Source organism: Gemmatimonadota bacterium, from assembly GCA_021295815.1.
GTDB lineage: Bacteria > Gemmatimonadota > Gemmatimonadetes > Longimicrobiales > Gaopeijiaceae > JAGWBQ01.
The window spans coordinates 31142-48171 of sequence record JAGWBQ010000016.1; the positions used below are offsets into that span (position 1 = coordinate 31142).

The window sequence follows — 17030 nt, forward strand, 5'->3', positions numbered from 1 at the left end:
GTCTGCCGGCCGGTCGACTCGACTATCGAGCCGGAATGACGAACGAGGCTCGCTTCACCAGCACCTCGAGCTCCCCGGCCCGGTCCGCAAATCCCAGGCTCTCCGCCACCCTGAGGGTTTCCTGCAGACGGTCGATCTTCATGGGAAGACGGTGCCGGAGCGAGAGCGCGGCTTCGAGGGTCCTCAATCTGATCCAGGTCGGCAGGTTCCGGTCGAGGAAGAAATCGCTCTCCCGTTCGAGCGCCTCGACGGCTTCGGCCGGGCGCTTCCGTGCGGCCTCGAGACGGGCTCGGTATGCGATCTGGAGGAAGTGAAGGGGACGGCGACCCTCTTCCGGCAGAGAGTTCCGTTTGCGACCGATCACGGCCCTGATCGCTCCTGTCGCCAGGTCGCACGAACCAATCCCGGCTTGGGCGATCCCCCGCAGGGCAGGCGGGGAGCAACCGTCGAGCTCGCGATGCAGGCCTTCAAACTCGGCCCGGGCCTTCTCAACTTCCTTCATATCCAGACGGACCTCCCCCCGGGCGATCCTGCAACTGAAACGAATGAGCCGGAGACCTCGCTTCTCAGCGGCGGTGTCGCACCTGTTGAGGTGCGAAAGAGCCTCGCCAAGGCGTCCCGTGTCGAAATCGATTCGGCCCAACTCCAGACGGATCCGGCAACTCGTTATCGGATCGGCCCCGCTCTCGGCGGCCTTCCGCGCCTCGTTGAGGAAGGGTCTGAGGGCGGGCGCGGCCGCCCTGCCCTGTCGGCGAACCTGCTTCAGGAGCGCGAGCAGGGCCTCGGCTCGCCAAGTCGGCTCCGAGCTCTCGGTGAGCTGGAGCGCCTTGCGTACATCTTCCAGACCGGCCCAGGGATCGCCGTCGAGCCGGCCGTCGGCTCCGGTACGCGCCCCTCGGCGGGCGAGATCTCCGACGCCTCCGAACGCAAGCGCGCAGAGCGCGGTGACCCAGGTCCGGTCGTCGCCACGCGACCCCCGGGGGCCGGGCCTCGCCAGTCGTCGCAGCCGAGAATGAACGTCGGTCGCAGGTTCGCCGTGTTCGGCAGCGAGGCGCACCTGGAGGGAAAGCGCTGCGGCCGTCAAATCGAACAGGCCGTGCGCCGAAGCCTCTTCATCGATATCGGCGAGGCGCCTTCTCAGTTGGTCGGCACCCTCGTTCGCGGTCTCGAGCAGAACCCGGGCCCGCGTCAGCCCGGCGTCGACAGCCGCCTCGAAGGCTTCGGTCTCGCGGAACCCCGAAATCGCAACCTCCAGGAACGGGAGCGCCTCGACCAGCAGGCCATTCTCCATCAGGGACCCGGCTGCCCGGTGTGCCTCGGTCGCCTTGTCGCCGGCATCGGTCGTGCAGCGGACGACGGTATCCAGTGCCATGAGCAGCCCTGGGCGATCTCCGACCGGCCTGTCTCCGCCCGGTGAGAGAGCGACCAACGCCTCGTGCGCTACCCGCAAGGCTCCGCAGGTGTCGCCTGCTCCGACCAGGTGAGCGGCCAGCGCGGGGAGCGATCCGCCTTCTCGCTCGATGCGCCGAGCGAGGGCGCGGTGAAGTGCGGCGCACTCGAGCGGCCCGACAAAATCGATTACCGCCGAGCGAAAGAGGGGTTGGGTGATGCCGACCATGCCGTCCGTGACTCGGATGTGGCCGGAGCGAGAGAGGCGGGTCAGCGACCCGGTCAGGAGACTGTCCTCGATCCCGACGACCCGTCGCAACGACTTGATCGGGATCGCGGCGTAGGATAGCGCGACCAGTGCGGCTACCCTGACGGCGGTCGGCTTCAGGGCCCTGAGCGCTCGATCGTAACGCGCCTCGAGCGTGGGGGTCAGCTTTACGGGTGTAAGCGGAAGTCCGGTGGACAAGTCACCGGACCGCCAGGCCGCGGTCAGAGCGATGAGCTCCAGCGGTCGGTTTTCTGCAAGAACACGGATGCGCTCCGACTCCGTTCGCGGGACGGATCCTTCCGTCAGCGAAGAAACGAGCTCGCCGGCGTCCCGGTCGCCGAGCGAACCCACCCGCAGCGTCGAGCCTTCCGACTCGCCGAGGTACTTGCGGACTTCCGCGCTGCAATCCGCGCCGTCGGTAAGAGCGGAGGCGATGACGAGGCCCGGCACCTTCCAACGGGCCGTGGCCACTCTGAGCAGGTTCGCGGTGGCGTCGTCCACCCACTCGAGGTCGTCGACACAAAGCACCGTGGGGCTTTCGTTCGTGAGTCGGTCGAGGGCTCTCCGGAGAAAGGCGAGAGAGTCCGTTAGCAGGCCGGGCGGTATCGGGCTCTCCGCTCCGGCGTCCGCGCTTCTCGTCGTTCGGGGCTCCGCAACCCACTGGGGTCGCGTCCATGGCGCCTGGTGGTCGCCGTAGCTCAGACCGATCTCCGGCCGCGACTCCGCTTGCGGTGACTTGCCGACGTTTGGGATCTGAGACAGGGCTGCGGAAACCGCTGCGAAGGGTCGCTCGCGGTCGGCCTCGACCCCCTCGACCGCGACCCACGCGAAACCCCTGAGCTGCGCCTCGGTCCGCATCTCATCCAGCAGCCGCGACTTGCCGACCCCGGACCGGCCCAGCAACAGGATCGCTCCCGGAACGCCACAGAGCGCCGCGTCGAGAATACCGACCAGCTCCTTCATGTGCCGACTGCGCCCCACGAGAGACGCTCGTTCCCCGATCAAGCCGGGTGAACGGATGGGAAGCGGCTGTGCGAAGTCGATGTTGTCGATCCTCGCAGCGAATTTCCGCAAATCGGGGTCGGGCGCCTCGTCCGGTTCCAGCCTTTCCAGGTGGAGGGCGTAGGCGGCCTTGGCCGCTGTCGGCTGCGAGTTTCGAACCCTGGCCTCCATGACCTTGGCCACCTCGGCCGAGTCCCTCGGCTTCATGCGAAAGAGCGCTTCCGCGCAATCGAGCGCCCGTTCCCAGTCATTGGCCGCCCTGCCTTCGTCCCACCCTCTGGCCGCCATTTGAATCAGGTTCCCCTCAAGAGTCGAACGTCGCTGCCTAACCCAATCTTCGAAGGCCCGCGATACGACGGGAACCCTCTTCGACATGAACCCCATCCCCAGCAGGTCGGCGGCCGCGACCATCTTACCTTCGCGCAGGCTGACCGAGAAATCCTCGTAGTCCGAGGCGGCTATCCGATAATTTGGGACAAGCACATCGCCTTCGGTCGCGATCACCCTATGGCCGATCTTCCCGGAGGTGGACAGGATGAGCTGGCGCAGCCGTTGCCGAACGACCGGACCGACATCGCGTTCCCAGATCTTGGCGGCGACCTCGGTACGGGTCGGTCCGGTCGAGGAATGGCCGAACACGAGGGCGATCAGGGCTGCTTGGTGCGGCGAAAGAACCACCGGCCTGCCTTCGACCTCCACCCCGGCACCTTTGAAAACGCGCACCCGCACCAGGGGCCGCGGCCCTTTCCCCCCGGAACGTTCGAACCCCTGCAAGGGATGCTCCTGCCGACCTTATGGAGTGTTCGCTTTCGTCAACTCCCGTCTGTACGACTCGCCTTGTTTCGTTCCACCATGAGATCCGAACTCCGTGTCCGGAACGAGGCCGCCGCTCTCGGCCTCGCGACGCAACCAGTGTTCGACGACCCATTCCCATCCGAGCCGGGACCTGACCGACGTAGGGCGAAGACCGAGGAGCCGATACATCTGGCTGCTCGCCGTGTAGCCGTCGGTGAAGCCGAGCGAACAAGCTACGGACGTGAGGTTCTTCTTGGAATTCTGAAGTGCGATGACCAGGCGAATCTGCCTGCCGAGCTGTAACCAGTGAGACGGAACCGGGAGGCCTCGAGAGGAGAATCGTCGGCCCAGCTGCCGCCGCGACATGTACAGACATCGCGCGAGCGAGGTCACCGAGGAGAGATCGCTGGACAGCTCGATCATCCGCCGCACGATTCTTATGGTATCGGCGTCGAGGGGGATTCCGCGCCAGGCCAAATAGTCGGTTATCGCCGCTCCCAGGTCCTCCGGCGGCCTACGCAACAACCGTGAGAGGTCTCTGATCGCCAGGTCGTCGTGGAACGGCAGCACCGACTGCGGGCGACACCTGCCGACCACGGCCCAGGTCGAGGGCGACGCGATCAGTTCGGGAGCCGGAGGGAGGACGACGATGAGCGGGACGCCGCCGGGCCTCCCGGAAGCGATCCGGCCGGCTACGCCCTCCGCAGTCTTGCGAATACGCCAGACAAGAGCCGAACCCGGTTGCACGGAGATCGTGTTCCAGCCGACGGCTTCGTCCGCGATAGGGGTGAGGTTGTGGTAGGGCGGGTGGAGAAGATGCACCCGTTGGGTCGGACTTGTCGGCATGGTAGGCAGGGCCTGGGAAGAGTGGCGGGCAATCATATTCCCGGTCCGTCAGCAAACCGTCAGTGTCGGGCATCGACCGTTCGATTCGGGACATCGGCCTCTTCGTCGTTCGGATCCATCACTTTCGCGCGGTGTATTTTTTTGATTGGTTCGGACCCTGCTCAGTTCACCCGGGGACAGCTCATGGACACCTTTTCCTTTAAGCCGAGGAGCGCCTTGCGCACGGCCGTCCTAGCCGTCGGCCTCGTCGCCGAGCCCGGTCTGGCCGCCGGGGCTCAGGAGGGAACCGTGGCTGCGGCTTCCGACGGCGGAGGAGCCCGGATTACGGGGTCGGTGTTCGACAGCACCACCATGAGCTACCTGGCCGGAGCCCGCGTGGCGGTGCTGGGGACGAACGCCGTCGCCACGTCCTCCGAGGACGGCAGCTTCCTGCTCTCGAATGTTCCGGCCGGCTCGCACTGGGTGTTGTTCTATCACGAACGGCTCGGCGAGTTGGGCGTCAGCGCACCGTCTCGACAGCTAACCCTCCGCGAAGGGAACAGCGACGAGGTGCTGCTCGCGATACCTTCCCGAACCACGCTTCTCGGCGCTTGGTGCATGGCCGAGGAGAGGCGACCGGGAGCTGCGGCGATTTCAGGAACGGTCACGGATTCTCTCACGGGGGTCCCCATCCCCGGAGCCGTGGTCACCGCGTCTCCACCTAGGCGCGGCGGTGTCGGGGGCGACCCGGTGAGCGTCCGCACCGACGACTCGGGGCGTTATCGCATGTGCGATGCGCCGGCTTCCGAGTTCACCCTCCAGGCGTCATTCGCGCAGAGCAGGGGACGCTCGGTCTTTCTCGGGCTCGAGCCGGGCGCTGCGGCAGTGGTGGATTTAATGATGCTGCTGGCGGCGGAAGCGACGCTGCGCGGGAACGTGATCGACCCGCTCTCCGGCGAACCGGTCGCCAATGCGACCGTCCAGGTGCTGGGAACCGACGCGAGCGTTCTGACGAACGCCGCCGGGGATTTCATGCTCGACAAGCTGCCACCAGGCAGACACCTGGTCGTCACCGATCACATCGCCTACGAGCAGCGCACGGACTCCGTCACCATTCAGGGTCAGGAGACGGTGGACATCGAGGTGCGCCTCGCGCAGGAGGTGATCGAGCTCGAGGGCTTCGTGGTCACGGGACGCTCGAGGTTCGGCAGGTCGAGCCTTGCCGGCGATGCCAAGCGCGCCGACTTCCTGGACCGCGAGAGTATCGAAGAGCTTCTTGTGCGCAGCACGAACACCGTGGACCTGCTCCGCAACATGAACACGCCAGGGCTCCGCGTCCGTGACGTGTGGGTGGAAGGTCCGTTGGGTATTCGCATGCAGGGTTACTGCATCGAGGTTTCGCGCCGCTCGGGCGGGCAGGGATGCCAGCCGGCGGCCGTGTTCCTAAACGACGTCCTCGTTCCCTTCCCCGATGAGCTGATCCGCGACCTGAACCCGCAGGCGATCCAAGGTCTCGAGGTTCTGAGCCCGATAGACGCGCAGTTTCAGTTCGGAACGATCGCGGGGAACGGCGCGATCCTGATCTACACTACTGCCAGGTAACCGCCGCGCGCACACAGCGTACACGGTCGCGATCCATATCGCGGAGGCCACGGGGGGCTGACAGCCCGCTATCGTCCGCGGACGATCTCGCGGTCCTGGCTACAGAGGCGATCCGGTGTCTCGTTAAAGGATCTTGCGACCCAGGGCCGATGCGATCAGCCCCACACCCACCTCGGCCGTACGGTTGCGGTCGTCCAGCACGGGGTTCAGTTCGACCAGTTCCAGCGAGAGCAGCCTGCCGGAACCTGCCGCCTTCTCCGCCACCAGGTGTCCCTCCCGGTAGGTCAGTCCACCCATGACCGGGGTTCCCACCCCCGGCGCCACCGAGGGATCGAGCGCGTCGAGATCGTAGGAGAGATGGAAGCCCGAGGTCCCCTGCGAGGCCCGGGCGATGGCTTCCTCCATGCATCGTCCCGCCCCGCGGTCGTCCAGCTCAGGCATGGTAAAGACGCGGATGCCCAGCTCTTCGATCGTTTTCCTCTCCCCCTCATCGAGCTCGCGCGCACCAAGAACGCAGGTGTTTTCGGGCCGGACGCTGGGTTCGGGTCCCCCGATGCCGGTCAGCCTGGCGTCGCCGCACCCGAGGAGCACGGCCAGACTCATACCGTGGATGTTGCCGCTGGGGGTGGTGTGTCCCTGATTGAGATCGGCATGGGCATCCACCCAGATGACGCCGATGCGCTCGTCTCTCCTGCGGTAGTGGCCTGCGACGGCGGCGACCGTGCCGATGGAGAGCGAGTGATCGCCCCCCAGGATCAGCGGGAAGTGTCCTTCGTCCAAGTTGTCGGCCACCAGCTGGTTCGCTCGGTCGGCGACGCATAGCACCTCGTCGAGGAAGCGCAGGGAGGTTTCCCCGGGGTCGGAGACCTCGAATCCGCCCGCAGTGACGCTTCCGGCCTCGACCACCCGGTAGCCGATTGCTCCAATGCTGTCGGTAATTCCCGCAATGCGGAGGGCCGAGGGACCCATGTCCACCCCGCGACGACCGGCACCCAGGTCGATCGACACGGAGATGAGCGCCAGACTTCCGTTAACGGTCATTTCCCCCGTCGGGCCTTGGCCGCAATTTTCCGTTCCTTCCTTTCGATCTTCAGCCGACGTTTGGCGTCTCGCACGGACTCGCCGGGATAGCGCGCGGTCACATCGACCCCTCCCATGAAGGCGAGCCCCTTGATCCGAAGCACTGGAGAATCGGGTTTCGCCACCGGAGCCGATCCACCGTCCACCGTCCGGTCGAACCCGCCGAAGACCGCCATACCGCCGATCTCGACCACCAAGTCGGGCGGGACCACGATATCGACTCCTCCCCAGGCGGCCACGACATGGAGTTCCGTGACGCCGGTAGGCAGTTCGGCCTCACGCAGGTCGATGTCCGCGCCGCCGAAGAGCGCGAGCGCGAAGGTCTTGCGCGCGGGCCGCCAGCTCCCTCCCCGCACGGTGCCGCCGAAAACCGCCACCACGCTCTCGACCTCTTCCGCGTGTCCGCTCACCGCAGCCTGCCGAGCCGCGAGTGGGGCCGCCGGCCACGGACCACGCTCGTTCGCGGCGACACCCTGGCCGACGACGACGGGAGCGGTTCCCGGGGCTTCCGGAAGATCCGTCAGCAGGGCTTCGAGTTCTCGCACCGACGATACCGAGTACGCCAAATCGACGCGACGTTCGAATTCCTCCACCGTGATGAGGTCCTCGGCGAACCTCTCGCCCAGCGAGTCCACCACCCGTTCCCTCAGAGTTCCGTCAGCCAAGCTCGCCGCCCTCCGCCCTCCTGGAATCGCCAACGCTGGTCCCCGCTGGCGCAAATCGACTCGAAACGCCATCTTGTGCAGTGGGATCTACCCACCGCCCTTATCCAAGTTACGTAACTCGCGTCGGGTTACGTCAAACTCAAGAGGAAAGAGATGCGCGCAAGACTCGTCCCAGCTGCGGCCGCCGTAACGCTCGCCCTGACCCTCGGCCTCGCCGGATGCGCTTCCGGGGGCGGAGGCACGGGCGGAGGCAACGCCAACCGGCTAACCGCCGAAGACCTCGTCGACGTCCAGAGCCTCGACGCCGAGCAAGCGATCCAGAGACTCCGGCCCAGGTGGGCCCGCGGGAGAGGTGGCGCGACGCCCGGCGTCATCGTCGATGGCGCGGTGCGCTCGGGAGGGATGGAGGCGCTTCAGTCGATCCGGATCTCCGAGGTTCAGGAAATCCAGTACATGAGCGCCTCCGACGCGACGCTGCGCTACGGAACCGGCTTCAACGGCGGGGCCATCGTCATCACGACCAAGCGGTAAGGTTCCCGGCGAACTCCTCCAGCACGCGGGCGCAGTCCTCTATTTCGCGGACCGGAACGCTCTCGGCGGCGGTGTGAGCTAGGGCGATGTCGCCCGGTCCGAAGCACACCGCAGGGATGCCGGCTTGGTTGAGGAACGCTGCATCCACCCACGCCGACATCGATGCGACCCGGTCGTCGATTCCGCATCGCCGGAGGGCGGCGAGAAGGCCCTGCGTCAGGGCTGAATCGACCGGCGTCTCGGTGGCGGGACGGGCGAGCGTCTGACGGATGGTGACCCTGTGGCCGGCGCTGCGCAGGCCTGAGGCCGCCTCGTCGAGTTCACGAAGGAAGATTTCCGGAGCCTCGCCGGGAAGAGTGCGGCGCTCCAAGGTCAGGACGCAGCTCTCCGGATAGATCGAATCCGCGCTTCCTCCGTGGATGGTGCCGGCGTGGAAGGATGGAATTCCGAGGAGCGGGTGCGGCTCCCGAGCGGACAGGTCGGCATGGAGCGATTCGAGCCCGGCGAGATATTCGCCCGCGTTGCGAATGGCGTCGATTCCCAGATCGGGTCTCGATCCGTGCGCGGCTACCCCTCCGAACTCCACCGCAGCCCAGACGAAGCCTTTGTGAGCGGGGGCCACGGCCAGGCCGGTAGGTTCGCACACGACCGCCATCTCGGCCCGCACGCCCGAGTCGATCAGATGGGACATGCCCAGGCTCGCGTGCTCCTCGTCTACCGTTAACGCTACGATGAGGTTCGGGCGCGGCGAATCCGATCGGGCCAGACGCGCCGTCGCCCCCAGAATGGCGGCGATTCCTCCCTTCATGTCGCAGGAGCCCCGACCGAAGAGGGTGGGTTCGTGGTCGTCGTCCGCGCTCAAAGCTCCGGCAAAGGGCTCGACGACCATTCCGCCGACGCCCACGGTATCGAGATGCCCATTAAGTAGCAGGGCCGGCCCTTCGCCATACATCCGCGCCACCACGTTGGGGCGGCCCGGTGCGACTTCGCGGCGGTGGACCTCGAGGCCCCAGCCGTCCAGCAGCTCGTAGCAGAAGTTCGCCACGTCGCCCTCACCGCACCCGTCTTCGTCGAGACTCGGGTTGACCGAGGGAAGCCGGACCAGCGCCCGGGCGATGGCTGCGGGATTGCCCGCGCGGACCGTTGGGAGCGTCAGAAAGTCACGTACTCCGCTCACAGGAGCGGAAATCCGACAACCATGGAGGGCACGACCTCGCCGTTGACCTCCCCGGATCTCCACATAAGCGGTGGGAAGCTTGGAACATTCCGGTATTTTCTCCCGTAACGGTAGACAGGAGAAAACGGCACGGTTATTGCGGCCCTATCTCCCCGAATCGACCACCATCCATGAAGGAGGGCTATGAAAAAACTCACGTTCGGAATCCTGGGAGCTGCGGCGGTAGCTACCGCCGTCCTCATCGCGCGCCGCGCGTGCGAAGGCAAACTCCTCAAGCCGGGTGCCGCTCAGGCAGGTGAGATCGTTCCATCGACGATCTCTCTGGAGCGGGTCCGAGAGGCCGGAATCTAGCCGGCCCGTCTTCGACCGGCTTCAAGCCGGAGAGCTCCCACCACAGGTCCCGACAGAGGGATCGCGGGCGAGGGCGGCACCTGTCCGTTCTCGCCCTTGTGCGGCCGGTCGGCTTTTCCGGACCCCGCACCGATCGTTCGCTCACGTGCGGCGAACTCAGTCTTCGAAGTGGTCCGCGTTCTTCCCGAGGTAGTTTTCCCACTCGGTCGGTACGTCCGTATCGGGAAAGATGGCCGTCACCGGGCACTCCGGTTCGCACGCCCCGCAGTCGATGCACTCGTCCGGGTGGATGTAATACTGATCCTCACCTTCGTAAATGCAGTCTACCGGACAGACCTCCACGCAACTCGCGTCCTTGGTCCCTATGCACGGTTGGGCGATAATATACGTCATCTGCGAGAGCCTCGGTCACTTCGTAAGATTATGGAGAAAGCCAGATCATCCGCGAACGGCGCACCGTCCGGTGAGCCGCGCTGCGCGGGGAGGTAATCTCTTCGTATTTCCGTACTTCGGCAAGCCCTGATGCTCAGAACCGGCGCTCCCGCTCTTATCGCCATGGTATCGGTGACGACGATGCACCCACCTGCAGCGAACGCGGCGCAGGGCGCGGTCGTCTACGGAACGGTTTACGACTCCGTCTCCAACGCGCCTTTTTCGGAAGCGCAGGTCGCACTCTGGAACACGACCCATCGCGCAGTGACCGACGACGCAGGCCGCTACCGCATTGCCGGCGTTCCCCCGGGCAGCTACCAGGTATCGTTCTTCCACCCCGCCCTCGCCGTGCTGGGGTCTTCGGCCTACGCCCGGACCGTCACTGTCTCAAGTGACAGCGTTCGCTTAAACCTGGCCAGTCCTTCGACCGTCACCATCGCCCGCGCGACCTGTCAAATGGAGGGACACCCCCCGGGCGGCGTCGTCTCCGGGACGGTGGCGGACGCCGGCTCCGGTATGAGGCTGCCGGGAGCCCGGGTCACAGCCAGTTGGACCGGCGGAAACACGAGCGGGCTCACCGACGGAAACGGCCGCTACGCTCTCTGTGCGCTCCCCGGCGGGACGAACGTAGCCCTGAGCGCGAACTTTCTCGACCGGGCGTCGCGCTTCAGATCTCTCGTCGTGGGCGACGGCGTGGAGGCCGACTTCACCGTCGAGACCCTCGTCCGGAGCGTGGTGAGCGGCAGGCTCACCGATGCCGCGAGCGGAGACGACCTCGTCGACGTGCTCGTCCGGCTCGAAGCCACGTCGCATACGGCCGTTACCGACTCCGAGGGCCGATTCTCGTTTGCGGACGTCTTGCCCGGTCAGCATGTGCTCAGCAGCCGCCATCTGGCCTACGGCGAGCGGGCCGACTCGATAATCGTCCCGCAAGGCAGCCTTCTGGACCTCGAGATCGGGCTTGACGATCGTCCCATCGAGCTTCCCCCGATTAGGGTGGAAGTGGAGTCGGTTTCGGTCTCGGAGCGCGTTTCCGGTGGAACAACGATCACCCGCGAACAGGTCGATCGAGTTCGTCATCTGATACGCGACGTGGGCGACTTGCTGCAGACCCAGCACTTGCCCGGTGTCATCGTCAGACGCCGGGCCGACCTGACCCTCTGCGTCGGCTCGACCCAGGGTCAGGCGCGGATGATGAACGACCAGGGGTGCGTGCCCATGGTGATCTTCGTGAACGGCGTCCGCACCTCCAACTCCGATCTCGCCCTCCGCATACCGCCGGAGGCGATCGACCGCATGACCGTCTACAAGCCCTGGGAGGCCGGGAACTTATTCGGGCTCGGTTCGGGCAACGGCGTGCTGATGATCTACACCAAGGGGAACTGACGCCAGACCACGTCGTCCCGTCCGGCGCGGCGATTGGCCAGGCGAGCCGTCACGAAGAGCAGGTCCGAGAGCCGGTTCAGGTAGCGCATGACTTCGGCGTCGGACGGAGGCGCGACCGGTCCGTCGTCCTCGCCGGTCCTCGCCGCCGCCGTTTCGCTTCCCATTGCCGAGGCCGCGCCCTTCGTCGCCACCCTTCCGGCCATCCTAGCCACCCTTCTCTCGGCCGTTCGGCAGGCGGTGCGAGCCAGGTGCAGGGCGGCGGAAGCTGCCGTTCCTCCGGGGAGAATGAACTGGGTCAGGGGAGGAAGCTCTTCTTCGGCGGCATCGATCCACTCTTCCATCTGCTCGACCCGTTCGACCGGCAAAGGAGGCACCCGCGGAGTCCGGCCACCCGGGGCGAGCGGCGGTATCGCCACATGCGAACCCAGCACGAAGAGGTCGTTCTGGACGAGTTCGAGAAGGTCGGCAATCTCCGATAAGTCGCCGGCGCCGTCTCGGATCTCGGTGACGATGACTGCGACCGCCCAACCGATCGCCGCGTTCACCGCGTCCACGGCGCCCAAGGCCTCTACCCTGTCGTCGGCCTTGGATGCGCGGTCTCCTCCCGCCAGCAGGCGAGTCCCTCCGTCGTCGCCCGCGCGGGTGTAGATCTTCACCGGATCAGGGTGCGAAAGGAGCGCGCCTTGTCGATGAGGTTCTTCGCCTGCCGGCCCGCGCCCTCCGCCTCGGTATCGTCGCTCAGCCGCATAAGCAGGTCTCGCATGTCGATCAGCGCCTCGAGTTGGAGCTGGTCGCGTTGGAAGTCCAGGTCGAGACGAAGAAGCGCGGCCTGGTCTCCCTCTTTTTCGAGAGCGACGTAGGTCCGTCGGTAGACTCTCTCCAGCTCGTCGATGATTCGGTCTCGTGGGCGCACACCCTTAATTTAGCCCTTGGGGAACGGTTCCCGGCTGCTCACGGTCCGCAGGCTGCCCACAAGCTGCGGCCAGTCGGAGCCTCACTTCCTCGGAGCGGAAACGCCCCTTGACGGCATCCCGCAGCTCCGCCATCCGCCCCGTGAAGAGGTGGTCGGCACCGGGAATCCCTGTAAGGTGGAGTCGTTCACCCATGCCCTCGAACGCTTCCCGAACCTGCTCGGGAGTGCCGAATTCGTCGTGCCCGCCCTGGACCACGAAAAGCGGCAGGTTTGATTCGAGTACCGGCGAGAAATCGTATTCGCGTCCGATGACCGGCACGCCGGCTCCGATCAGGAGGCCTGTCCGCGGCTCCTCGACGCCCGCCTGCATCCCGATCGCGGAACCGAAGGAGAATCCGCCCACGACGAGTTTTTGGTCGAAGAATCGCTCTCGCATCCATCCGATCGCGCACCGGGCATCGTCGAGTTCGCCCGCTCCTCCGTCGAACCCGCCCGTGCTCGCGCCCACTCCGCGGAAATTGAAACGGAGCACGGCGACCCCGCACTCCATGAGCGCTCGGCAAATGCGGAATACGGCTCGGGTGTTCATCGAGCCCCCGTAGAGCGGATGAGGGTGGCAGAAAACCCCGGCGGCGAGCGGTTCGGACTCCGGCAAATGGAGTCGTGCCTCGAGGCGCCCGTGGGTTACTGGGATGAACATGAAGCAGTATCTTTCGACATGACAAGTATTCGAATTCGGGTGAGAAAGGGCGGTTGCGGCGCACGCCCCATCGCTTGCACGCGCCCCCTCGCGGCCGTGATCCCGGTCTGGACGGCGCTGATCGCCTCGTGTGCACCGGGTGACCCGCCTGCGACCCAGACGGCGGAGGACTTCTCGTTCGGTTTCACCTTGGGCAACTCTGACGCTCCGGTGAAGGTGATGGAGTTTTCCGACTACGGCTGCGGCTACTGCCGACAATTTCACCTCGAAACCTTCGGAATGGTCAAGGAGGAGTTCATCGACACCGGCAAGGTGCAATGGACCTTCGTGCCTTTCGTGAACGGACTCTTCACGGGTTCGCGCGAGGTCACCGCAGGGGTGCATTGCGCTGCTCAACAGGACCCGGAGAAGTTCGAGCGGTTGAACGCCGATCTCTGGTCGGAACAGCAGGCCTGGAGGCGAGGCGTCGATCCGGAAGCCCTGATTCGCGGGCTCGCCGGTCGCGCCGCCATCGATCTGGCGGCCTACGACGAGTGCATCGACGCCGATCGCGGCGGAGTCATGGTAGACGACCAGACCAGGCTGGCCGGACAACTCGGTATTCGGGGCACTCCCACCTTCCTGATCGACGGATTCTATCCGCTACAAGGCACGCGCCCCCCTGAGATATTCCGCGACTTCCTGACGGCGGCGCACAGGGAGGTGACGCGAGGTGAGGGATGAACCCGCTCCGCCCGGTCACGGCCCTCCGTCACAGACTTAGGAGAACCCACATGATGACCCGTTCGCCCATCTTCGCGGCGCTCGTCGCGACAGCCATCGTCTTGCCAGCCCTGGGCTTAGCCCCCGCAACCGCATCGCCGCAGGAAGAAGGAGGCCTTCCCACCGTTGAAAGCAAGGTCGAGGGCATGGTCGCCGTCGACGGCTTCATGCCGATCTACTTCGACGAGACCGACGGGAAGATCTGGCTGGAGGTCTCGCGCTGGGGCGAGGAGCTGCTCCACTACACGTCGCTCCCCGCCGGCATGGGCCAGAACGACCTGGGGCTCAACCGCGGCGATCTCGGGTCCCGGCAGGTGGTCGTCTTCAAGCGGATCGGTCCCAAGGTGCTGATGGAGCAGCCCAACTACTCGTATCGAGCGAGCTCCGACGACCCGCTCGAGATTCGCTCGGTCGAAGACGGTTTTCCGACCTCGGTGCTCTGGGGCTTCACGGCTGCGGCGCAGACCGATGACCGAACTCTCGTGGACGCCACCGACTTCTTCATGCACGATTGGCACGGCCTCGCGCTCCGTCTCGGACGCGGCCAAGGGAGCTGGCGAGGCGAGGCGTCGCGGAGCGCCATCCATATGCCTCGCACCAAGGGTTTTCCGCAGAACACCGAAGTGGAGGTGATTCTGACCTTCACTTCCGCGGATCCGGGCGGACTTGTCGGAAGCGTCACGCCCACGGCCGGAGCCTTGACCGTGCGCCAGCACCATTCCTTCGTCGAACTGCCGCCTCTCGGCGAGGGATACGAGCCACGGCAGGCCGATCCGCGCGCCGGTTTCAACGGCGTCACCTTCATGGATTTCGCGAAGCCGATCCAGGACGACCTTACGGTCCGCTACATCGCCCGCCACCGGCTGCACAAGAGAGATCCGACGGCGGTGCGCTCGGAGCCGGTGGAGCCCATCGTCTACTATCTCGATCCCGGGACTCCCGAGCCGGTCAGGAGCGCCTTGCTTGAAGGTGGGGCATGGTGGAATCAGGCCTTCGAAGCCGCCGGGTTCATCGACGCCTTCCGCATGGAGATACTTCCCGCCGACGCCGATCCCATGGATGTGCGCTACAACGTCATCCAGTGGGTTCATCGATCGACTCGAGGATGGAGCTACGGGAATTCGGTGTCGGATCCGCGTACGGGAGAGATTCTCAAGGGACACGTGACCCTAGGGTCGCTCAGGGTCCGTCAGGACTACCTGATCGGTGAGGGATTGACCGCGCCGTATCGGACCGGTGAAGAGAACCCCGCAGACATCGAGGCCATGGCGCTCCAACGCATCCGCCAGCTCTCGGCGCACGAGATCGGGCACACCATCGGGCTCTCGCACAACTACATCGCGAGCGCTCAGGTGGGGCGGGGCGTGCAATCGGTAATGGAGTACCCCCACCCCGTGATCACCCTCGACGGTGGCAGAGTTTCGCTCGGAAGCGACTCCTATGCCGACGAGATCGGCGCGTGGGACAAGGTCAGTATCAGGTACGGCTACTCCCACTTCCCTCCCGGGACCGACGAAGCCGCCGAACTCGAACGCATCCTGCTCGACGCGGCCGACGAGGGCATCACATTCATTTCGGACCAGGACGGACGCCCGGCGGGATCGGCCCACCCGCAGGTCCACCTCTGGGACAACGGCGAGAGCGTGGCCGCGGAACTCGAACGCATGATGGACGTGCGCAGGGTAGCCCTCGACCGCTTCGGCGAGACCGCCATCCGCACCGGCGAGCCCATGGCGACCATGGAAGAGGCGCTGGTGCCGCTCTACCTCCACCATCGTTACCAGGTGGAGGCCGCGTCCAAGGTCGTGGCCGGTCTCTACTATACCTACGCCATGCGGGGCGACGGACAGGAGCCTCTGCGGCCGGTGCCGGCGAACGAACAGGAGGCCGCTCTCTCCGCGCTGCTCCGAACCATCCATCCCGAAGAGCTCGCCATCCCCGAGGACGTGCTCAACTCTCTGCCGCCTCGTCCTTTCCGATACGGTCCTCACCGGGAACTCTTCGCCCGGCACACCGGTCTCGTCTTCGACGCCGTGGCTCCGGCGGCCGCCGCGGCCGACGCCACCCTCAGCTTCCTCTTCCATCCGGAGCGGGCGGCGCGCATGGTGCAGCAGTCGGCCTTGAATCCCTCGTTGCCCGGATTGGCCGAGGTGATAGCACGGGTTAGGGAGGGAACCTTCGAGCTGAATCCGTCGACGCCCTACGAGGCGGAGATCGGACGGGCCGTGGAGAGGGTGTTCGTGGACAAGCTCATGGCGCTCGCCGACGGTTCACGGGCAGCGCAGGTGCGAGCGGTGGCCACCCTGGAACTGGAAGAGACGGCTCACTGGCTCTCTCAAGAAGCGAACGGCGCCATGCCCGACGATGGCGATCTGGCACACTACCTCCTGCTCTCAACCGACATATCGCGTTTCCTTTCGCGGCCGCACGATGCCGTCGAGACCCTAACCGCACCTTCCATGCCGCCCGGCAGCCCGATCGGCCAGCCGGCGATGAGGTGGCTGGGGTGGTCTGCGGAAGATTCTGACTTCGGCAGGCCGCTGACTCCCCAATTGAGCCTTTACTGCGTCTGGGGCTGGTAGGTGGTCGATACGAGCCGGTGGGCGAACCGGTCCCGCTTGCACCACGCTCGCCCGTCCCCCAAGATAAGGTGAGATCCGTCACCACCCACCTTACGCGCGAGGTCCGAAAACCATGATGGCCATGCTCCACAACTCCGAACTCGGCAGGCTGACCCACAATCTGATGAGGGCCGTCTTCGGCTTCCTTTTCTGGCAACACGGAGCGCAAAAGCTCCTAGGATGGTTCGGACGCGAGGGCGTCACCGTCTTCGATTCCGGCCGCGAGGGCCTCGACAACGTCCTGTTCATCGCCGCCGGATTCATCGAGTTCATCGGCGGAGCCATGATTCTCATCGGGCTCAAGACCAGACCGGTCGCCACCCTCACGGCAGCCATGATGCTCGTGGCCTACCTCAAATTCCACCTCTTCCAGAACGGTGAGGGTTTCATGTGGGATCCGATGAGCAACGGCGGCGAGCGAGCGCTCCTTTTCCTCTTCGCCTTCGCCTTCCTCGCCACCCACGGTTCGGGCACGATGAGCGTGGATCACACCTTGTCGGCGAAGCGGAGTAGCGACGTCGTCGGGTAGCA

General features: G+C 65.7%; 16 protein-coding genes. 7 read left to right on the top strand and 9 right to left on the bottom strand.

The genetic code is table 11. The features are described from left to right. Positions 1 to 22: 22 nt before the first annotated feature. Together J4G12_07845 and J4G12_07850 are read right to left on the bottom strand one after the other, a co-directional pair. Positions 23 to 3382, bottom strand: a complete 3360-nt coding sequence (locus J4G12_07845) for an AAA family ATPase (protein MCE2455707.1) — start codon at positions 3380 to 3382, stop codon at positions 23 to 25. 69 nt (positions 3383 to 3451) lie between these two features. Continuing rightward, positions 3452 to 4300 carry a helix-turn-helix transcriptional regulator gene (locus tag J4G12_07850; GenBank protein MCE2455708.1) on the bottom strand — a complete coding sequence of 283 codons (849 nt, stop codon included), beginning with the start codon at positions 4298 to 4300 and terminating at the stop codon, positions 3452 to 3454. A gap of 183 nt (positions 4301 to 4483) precedes the next feature. Here J4G12_07850 and J4G12_07855 point away from each other — a divergent pair, with 183 nt between their 5' ends. Continuing rightward, entirely contained in the window at positions 4484 to 5881 is a 1398-nt protein-coding gene (locus J4G12_07855; protein MCE2455709.1) for a carboxypeptidase regulatory-like domain-containing protein, read from the top strand. A gap of 123 nt (positions 5882 to 6004) precedes the next feature. On the opposite strand, the gene rocF is transcribed toward J4G12_07855, so the two are convergent. After that, positions 6005 to 6922 (bottom strand): arginase, encoded by a 918-nt coding sequence (gene rocF, locus J4G12_07860; protein ID MCE2455710.1) that lies wholly within the window; start codon positions 6920 to 6922, stop codon positions 6005 to 6007. Continuing rightward, positions 6919 to 7626, bottom strand: a complete 708-nt coding sequence (locus J4G12_07865; protein MCE2455711.1) for a DUF1707 and DUF2154 domain-containing protein — start codon at positions 7624 to 7626, stop codon at positions 6919 to 6921. Before J4G12_07865 ends, rocF begins: the two co-directional genes overlap by 4 nt. A 153-nt stretch (positions 7627 to 7779) precedes the next feature. On the opposite strand from J4G12_07865, the gene J4G12_07870 reads away from it, so the two are divergent. Then, positions 7780 to 8157, top strand: a complete 378-nt coding sequence (locus J4G12_07870; GenBank protein ID MCE2455712.1) for a hypothetical protein — start codon at positions 7780 to 7782, stop codon at positions 8155 to 8157. Here the strand turns inward: J4G12_07870 and J4G12_07875 are convergent. Then, a complete protein-coding gene (locus tag J4G12_07875; protein ID MCE2455713.1) occupies positions 8141 to 9334 on the bottom strand; it encodes a M20/M25/M40 family metallo-hydrolase in 1194 nt (397 codons plus the stop codon). The genes J4G12_07870 and J4G12_07875 overlap by 17 nt on opposite strands. A 183-nt stretch (positions 9335 to 9517) precedes the next feature. Here J4G12_07875 and J4G12_07880 point away from each other — a divergent pair, with 183 nt between their 5' ends. Then, a complete protein-coding gene (locus J4G12_07880; protein MCE2455714.1) occupies positions 9518 to 9685 on the top strand; it encodes a hypothetical protein in 168 nt (55 codons plus the stop codon). Positions 9686 to 9841: 156 nt separating this feature from the next. On the opposite strand, the gene J4G12_07885 is transcribed toward J4G12_07880, so the two are convergent. After that, positions 9842 to 10078 carry a ferredoxin family protein gene (locus J4G12_07885; protein MCE2455715.1) on the bottom strand — a complete coding sequence of 79 codons (237 nt, stop codon included), beginning with the start codon at positions 10076 to 10078 and terminating at the stop codon, positions 9842 to 9844. Positions 10079 to 10207: 129 nt separating this feature from the next. On the opposite strand from J4G12_07885, the gene J4G12_07890 reads away from it, so the two are divergent. Further along, positions 10208 to 11503 (top strand): carboxypeptidase regulatory-like domain-containing protein, encoded by a 1296-nt coding sequence (locus tag J4G12_07890; GenBank protein MCE2455716.1) that lies wholly within the window; start codon positions 10208 to 10210, stop codon positions 11501 to 11503. Here the strand turns inward: J4G12_07890 and J4G12_07895 are convergent. Genes J4G12_07895 through J4G12_07905 form a run of 3 tightly spaced genes read right to left on the bottom strand, consistent with a single transcriptional unit; the run spans position 11485 to position 13116 of the window. Beyond that, a complete protein-coding gene (locus J4G12_07895) occupies positions 11485 to 12159 on the bottom strand; it encodes a cob(I)yrinic acid a,c-diamide adenosyltransferase (GenBank protein ID MCE2455717.1) in 675 nt (224 codons plus the stop codon). The two genes, J4G12_07890 and J4G12_07895, sit on opposite strands and share 19 nt — an antisense overlap. Then, entirely contained in the window at positions 12156 to 12416 is a 261-nt protein-coding gene (locus tag J4G12_07900; protein ID MCE2455718.1) for a hypothetical protein, read from the bottom strand. The genes J4G12_07895 and J4G12_07900 overlap by 4 nt, the downstream gene beginning before the upstream one ends. A gap of 4 nt (positions 12417 to 12420) precedes the next feature. After that, the gene (locus J4G12_07905) at positions 12421 to 13116 is read right to left on the bottom strand and encodes an alpha/beta hydrolase (GenBank protein MCE2455719.1); all 696 of its coding nucleotides are present in this window, start codon (positions 13114 to 13116) and stop codon (positions 12421 to 12423) included. Positions 13117 to 13134: 18 nt separating this feature from the next. Here J4G12_07905 and J4G12_07910 point away from each other — a divergent pair, with 18 nt between their 5' ends. From J4G12_07910 to J4G12_07920, 3 genes are all read left to right on the top strand, one after another. After that, positions 13135 to 13839: a thioredoxin domain-containing protein gene (locus tag J4G12_07910; protein ID MCE2455720.1), complete on the top strand. Its 705-nt coding sequence runs from the start codon at positions 13135 to 13137 to the stop codon at positions 13837 to 13839. Between the two features lie 50 nt (positions 13840 to 13889). Further along, positions 13890 to 16460: a zinc-dependent metalloprotease gene (locus J4G12_07915; GenBank protein MCE2455721.1), complete on the top strand. Its 2571-nt coding sequence runs from the start codon at positions 13890 to 13892 to the stop codon at positions 16458 to 16460. Between the two features lie 112 nt (positions 16461 to 16572). Further along, the gene (locus tag J4G12_07920) at positions 16573 to 17028 is read left to right on the top strand and encodes a DoxX family protein (protein MCE2455722.1); all 456 of its coding nucleotides are present in this window, start codon (positions 16573 to 16575) and stop codon (positions 17026 to 17028) included. The last annotated feature ends 2 nt before the right edge of the window (positions 17029 to 17030 follow it).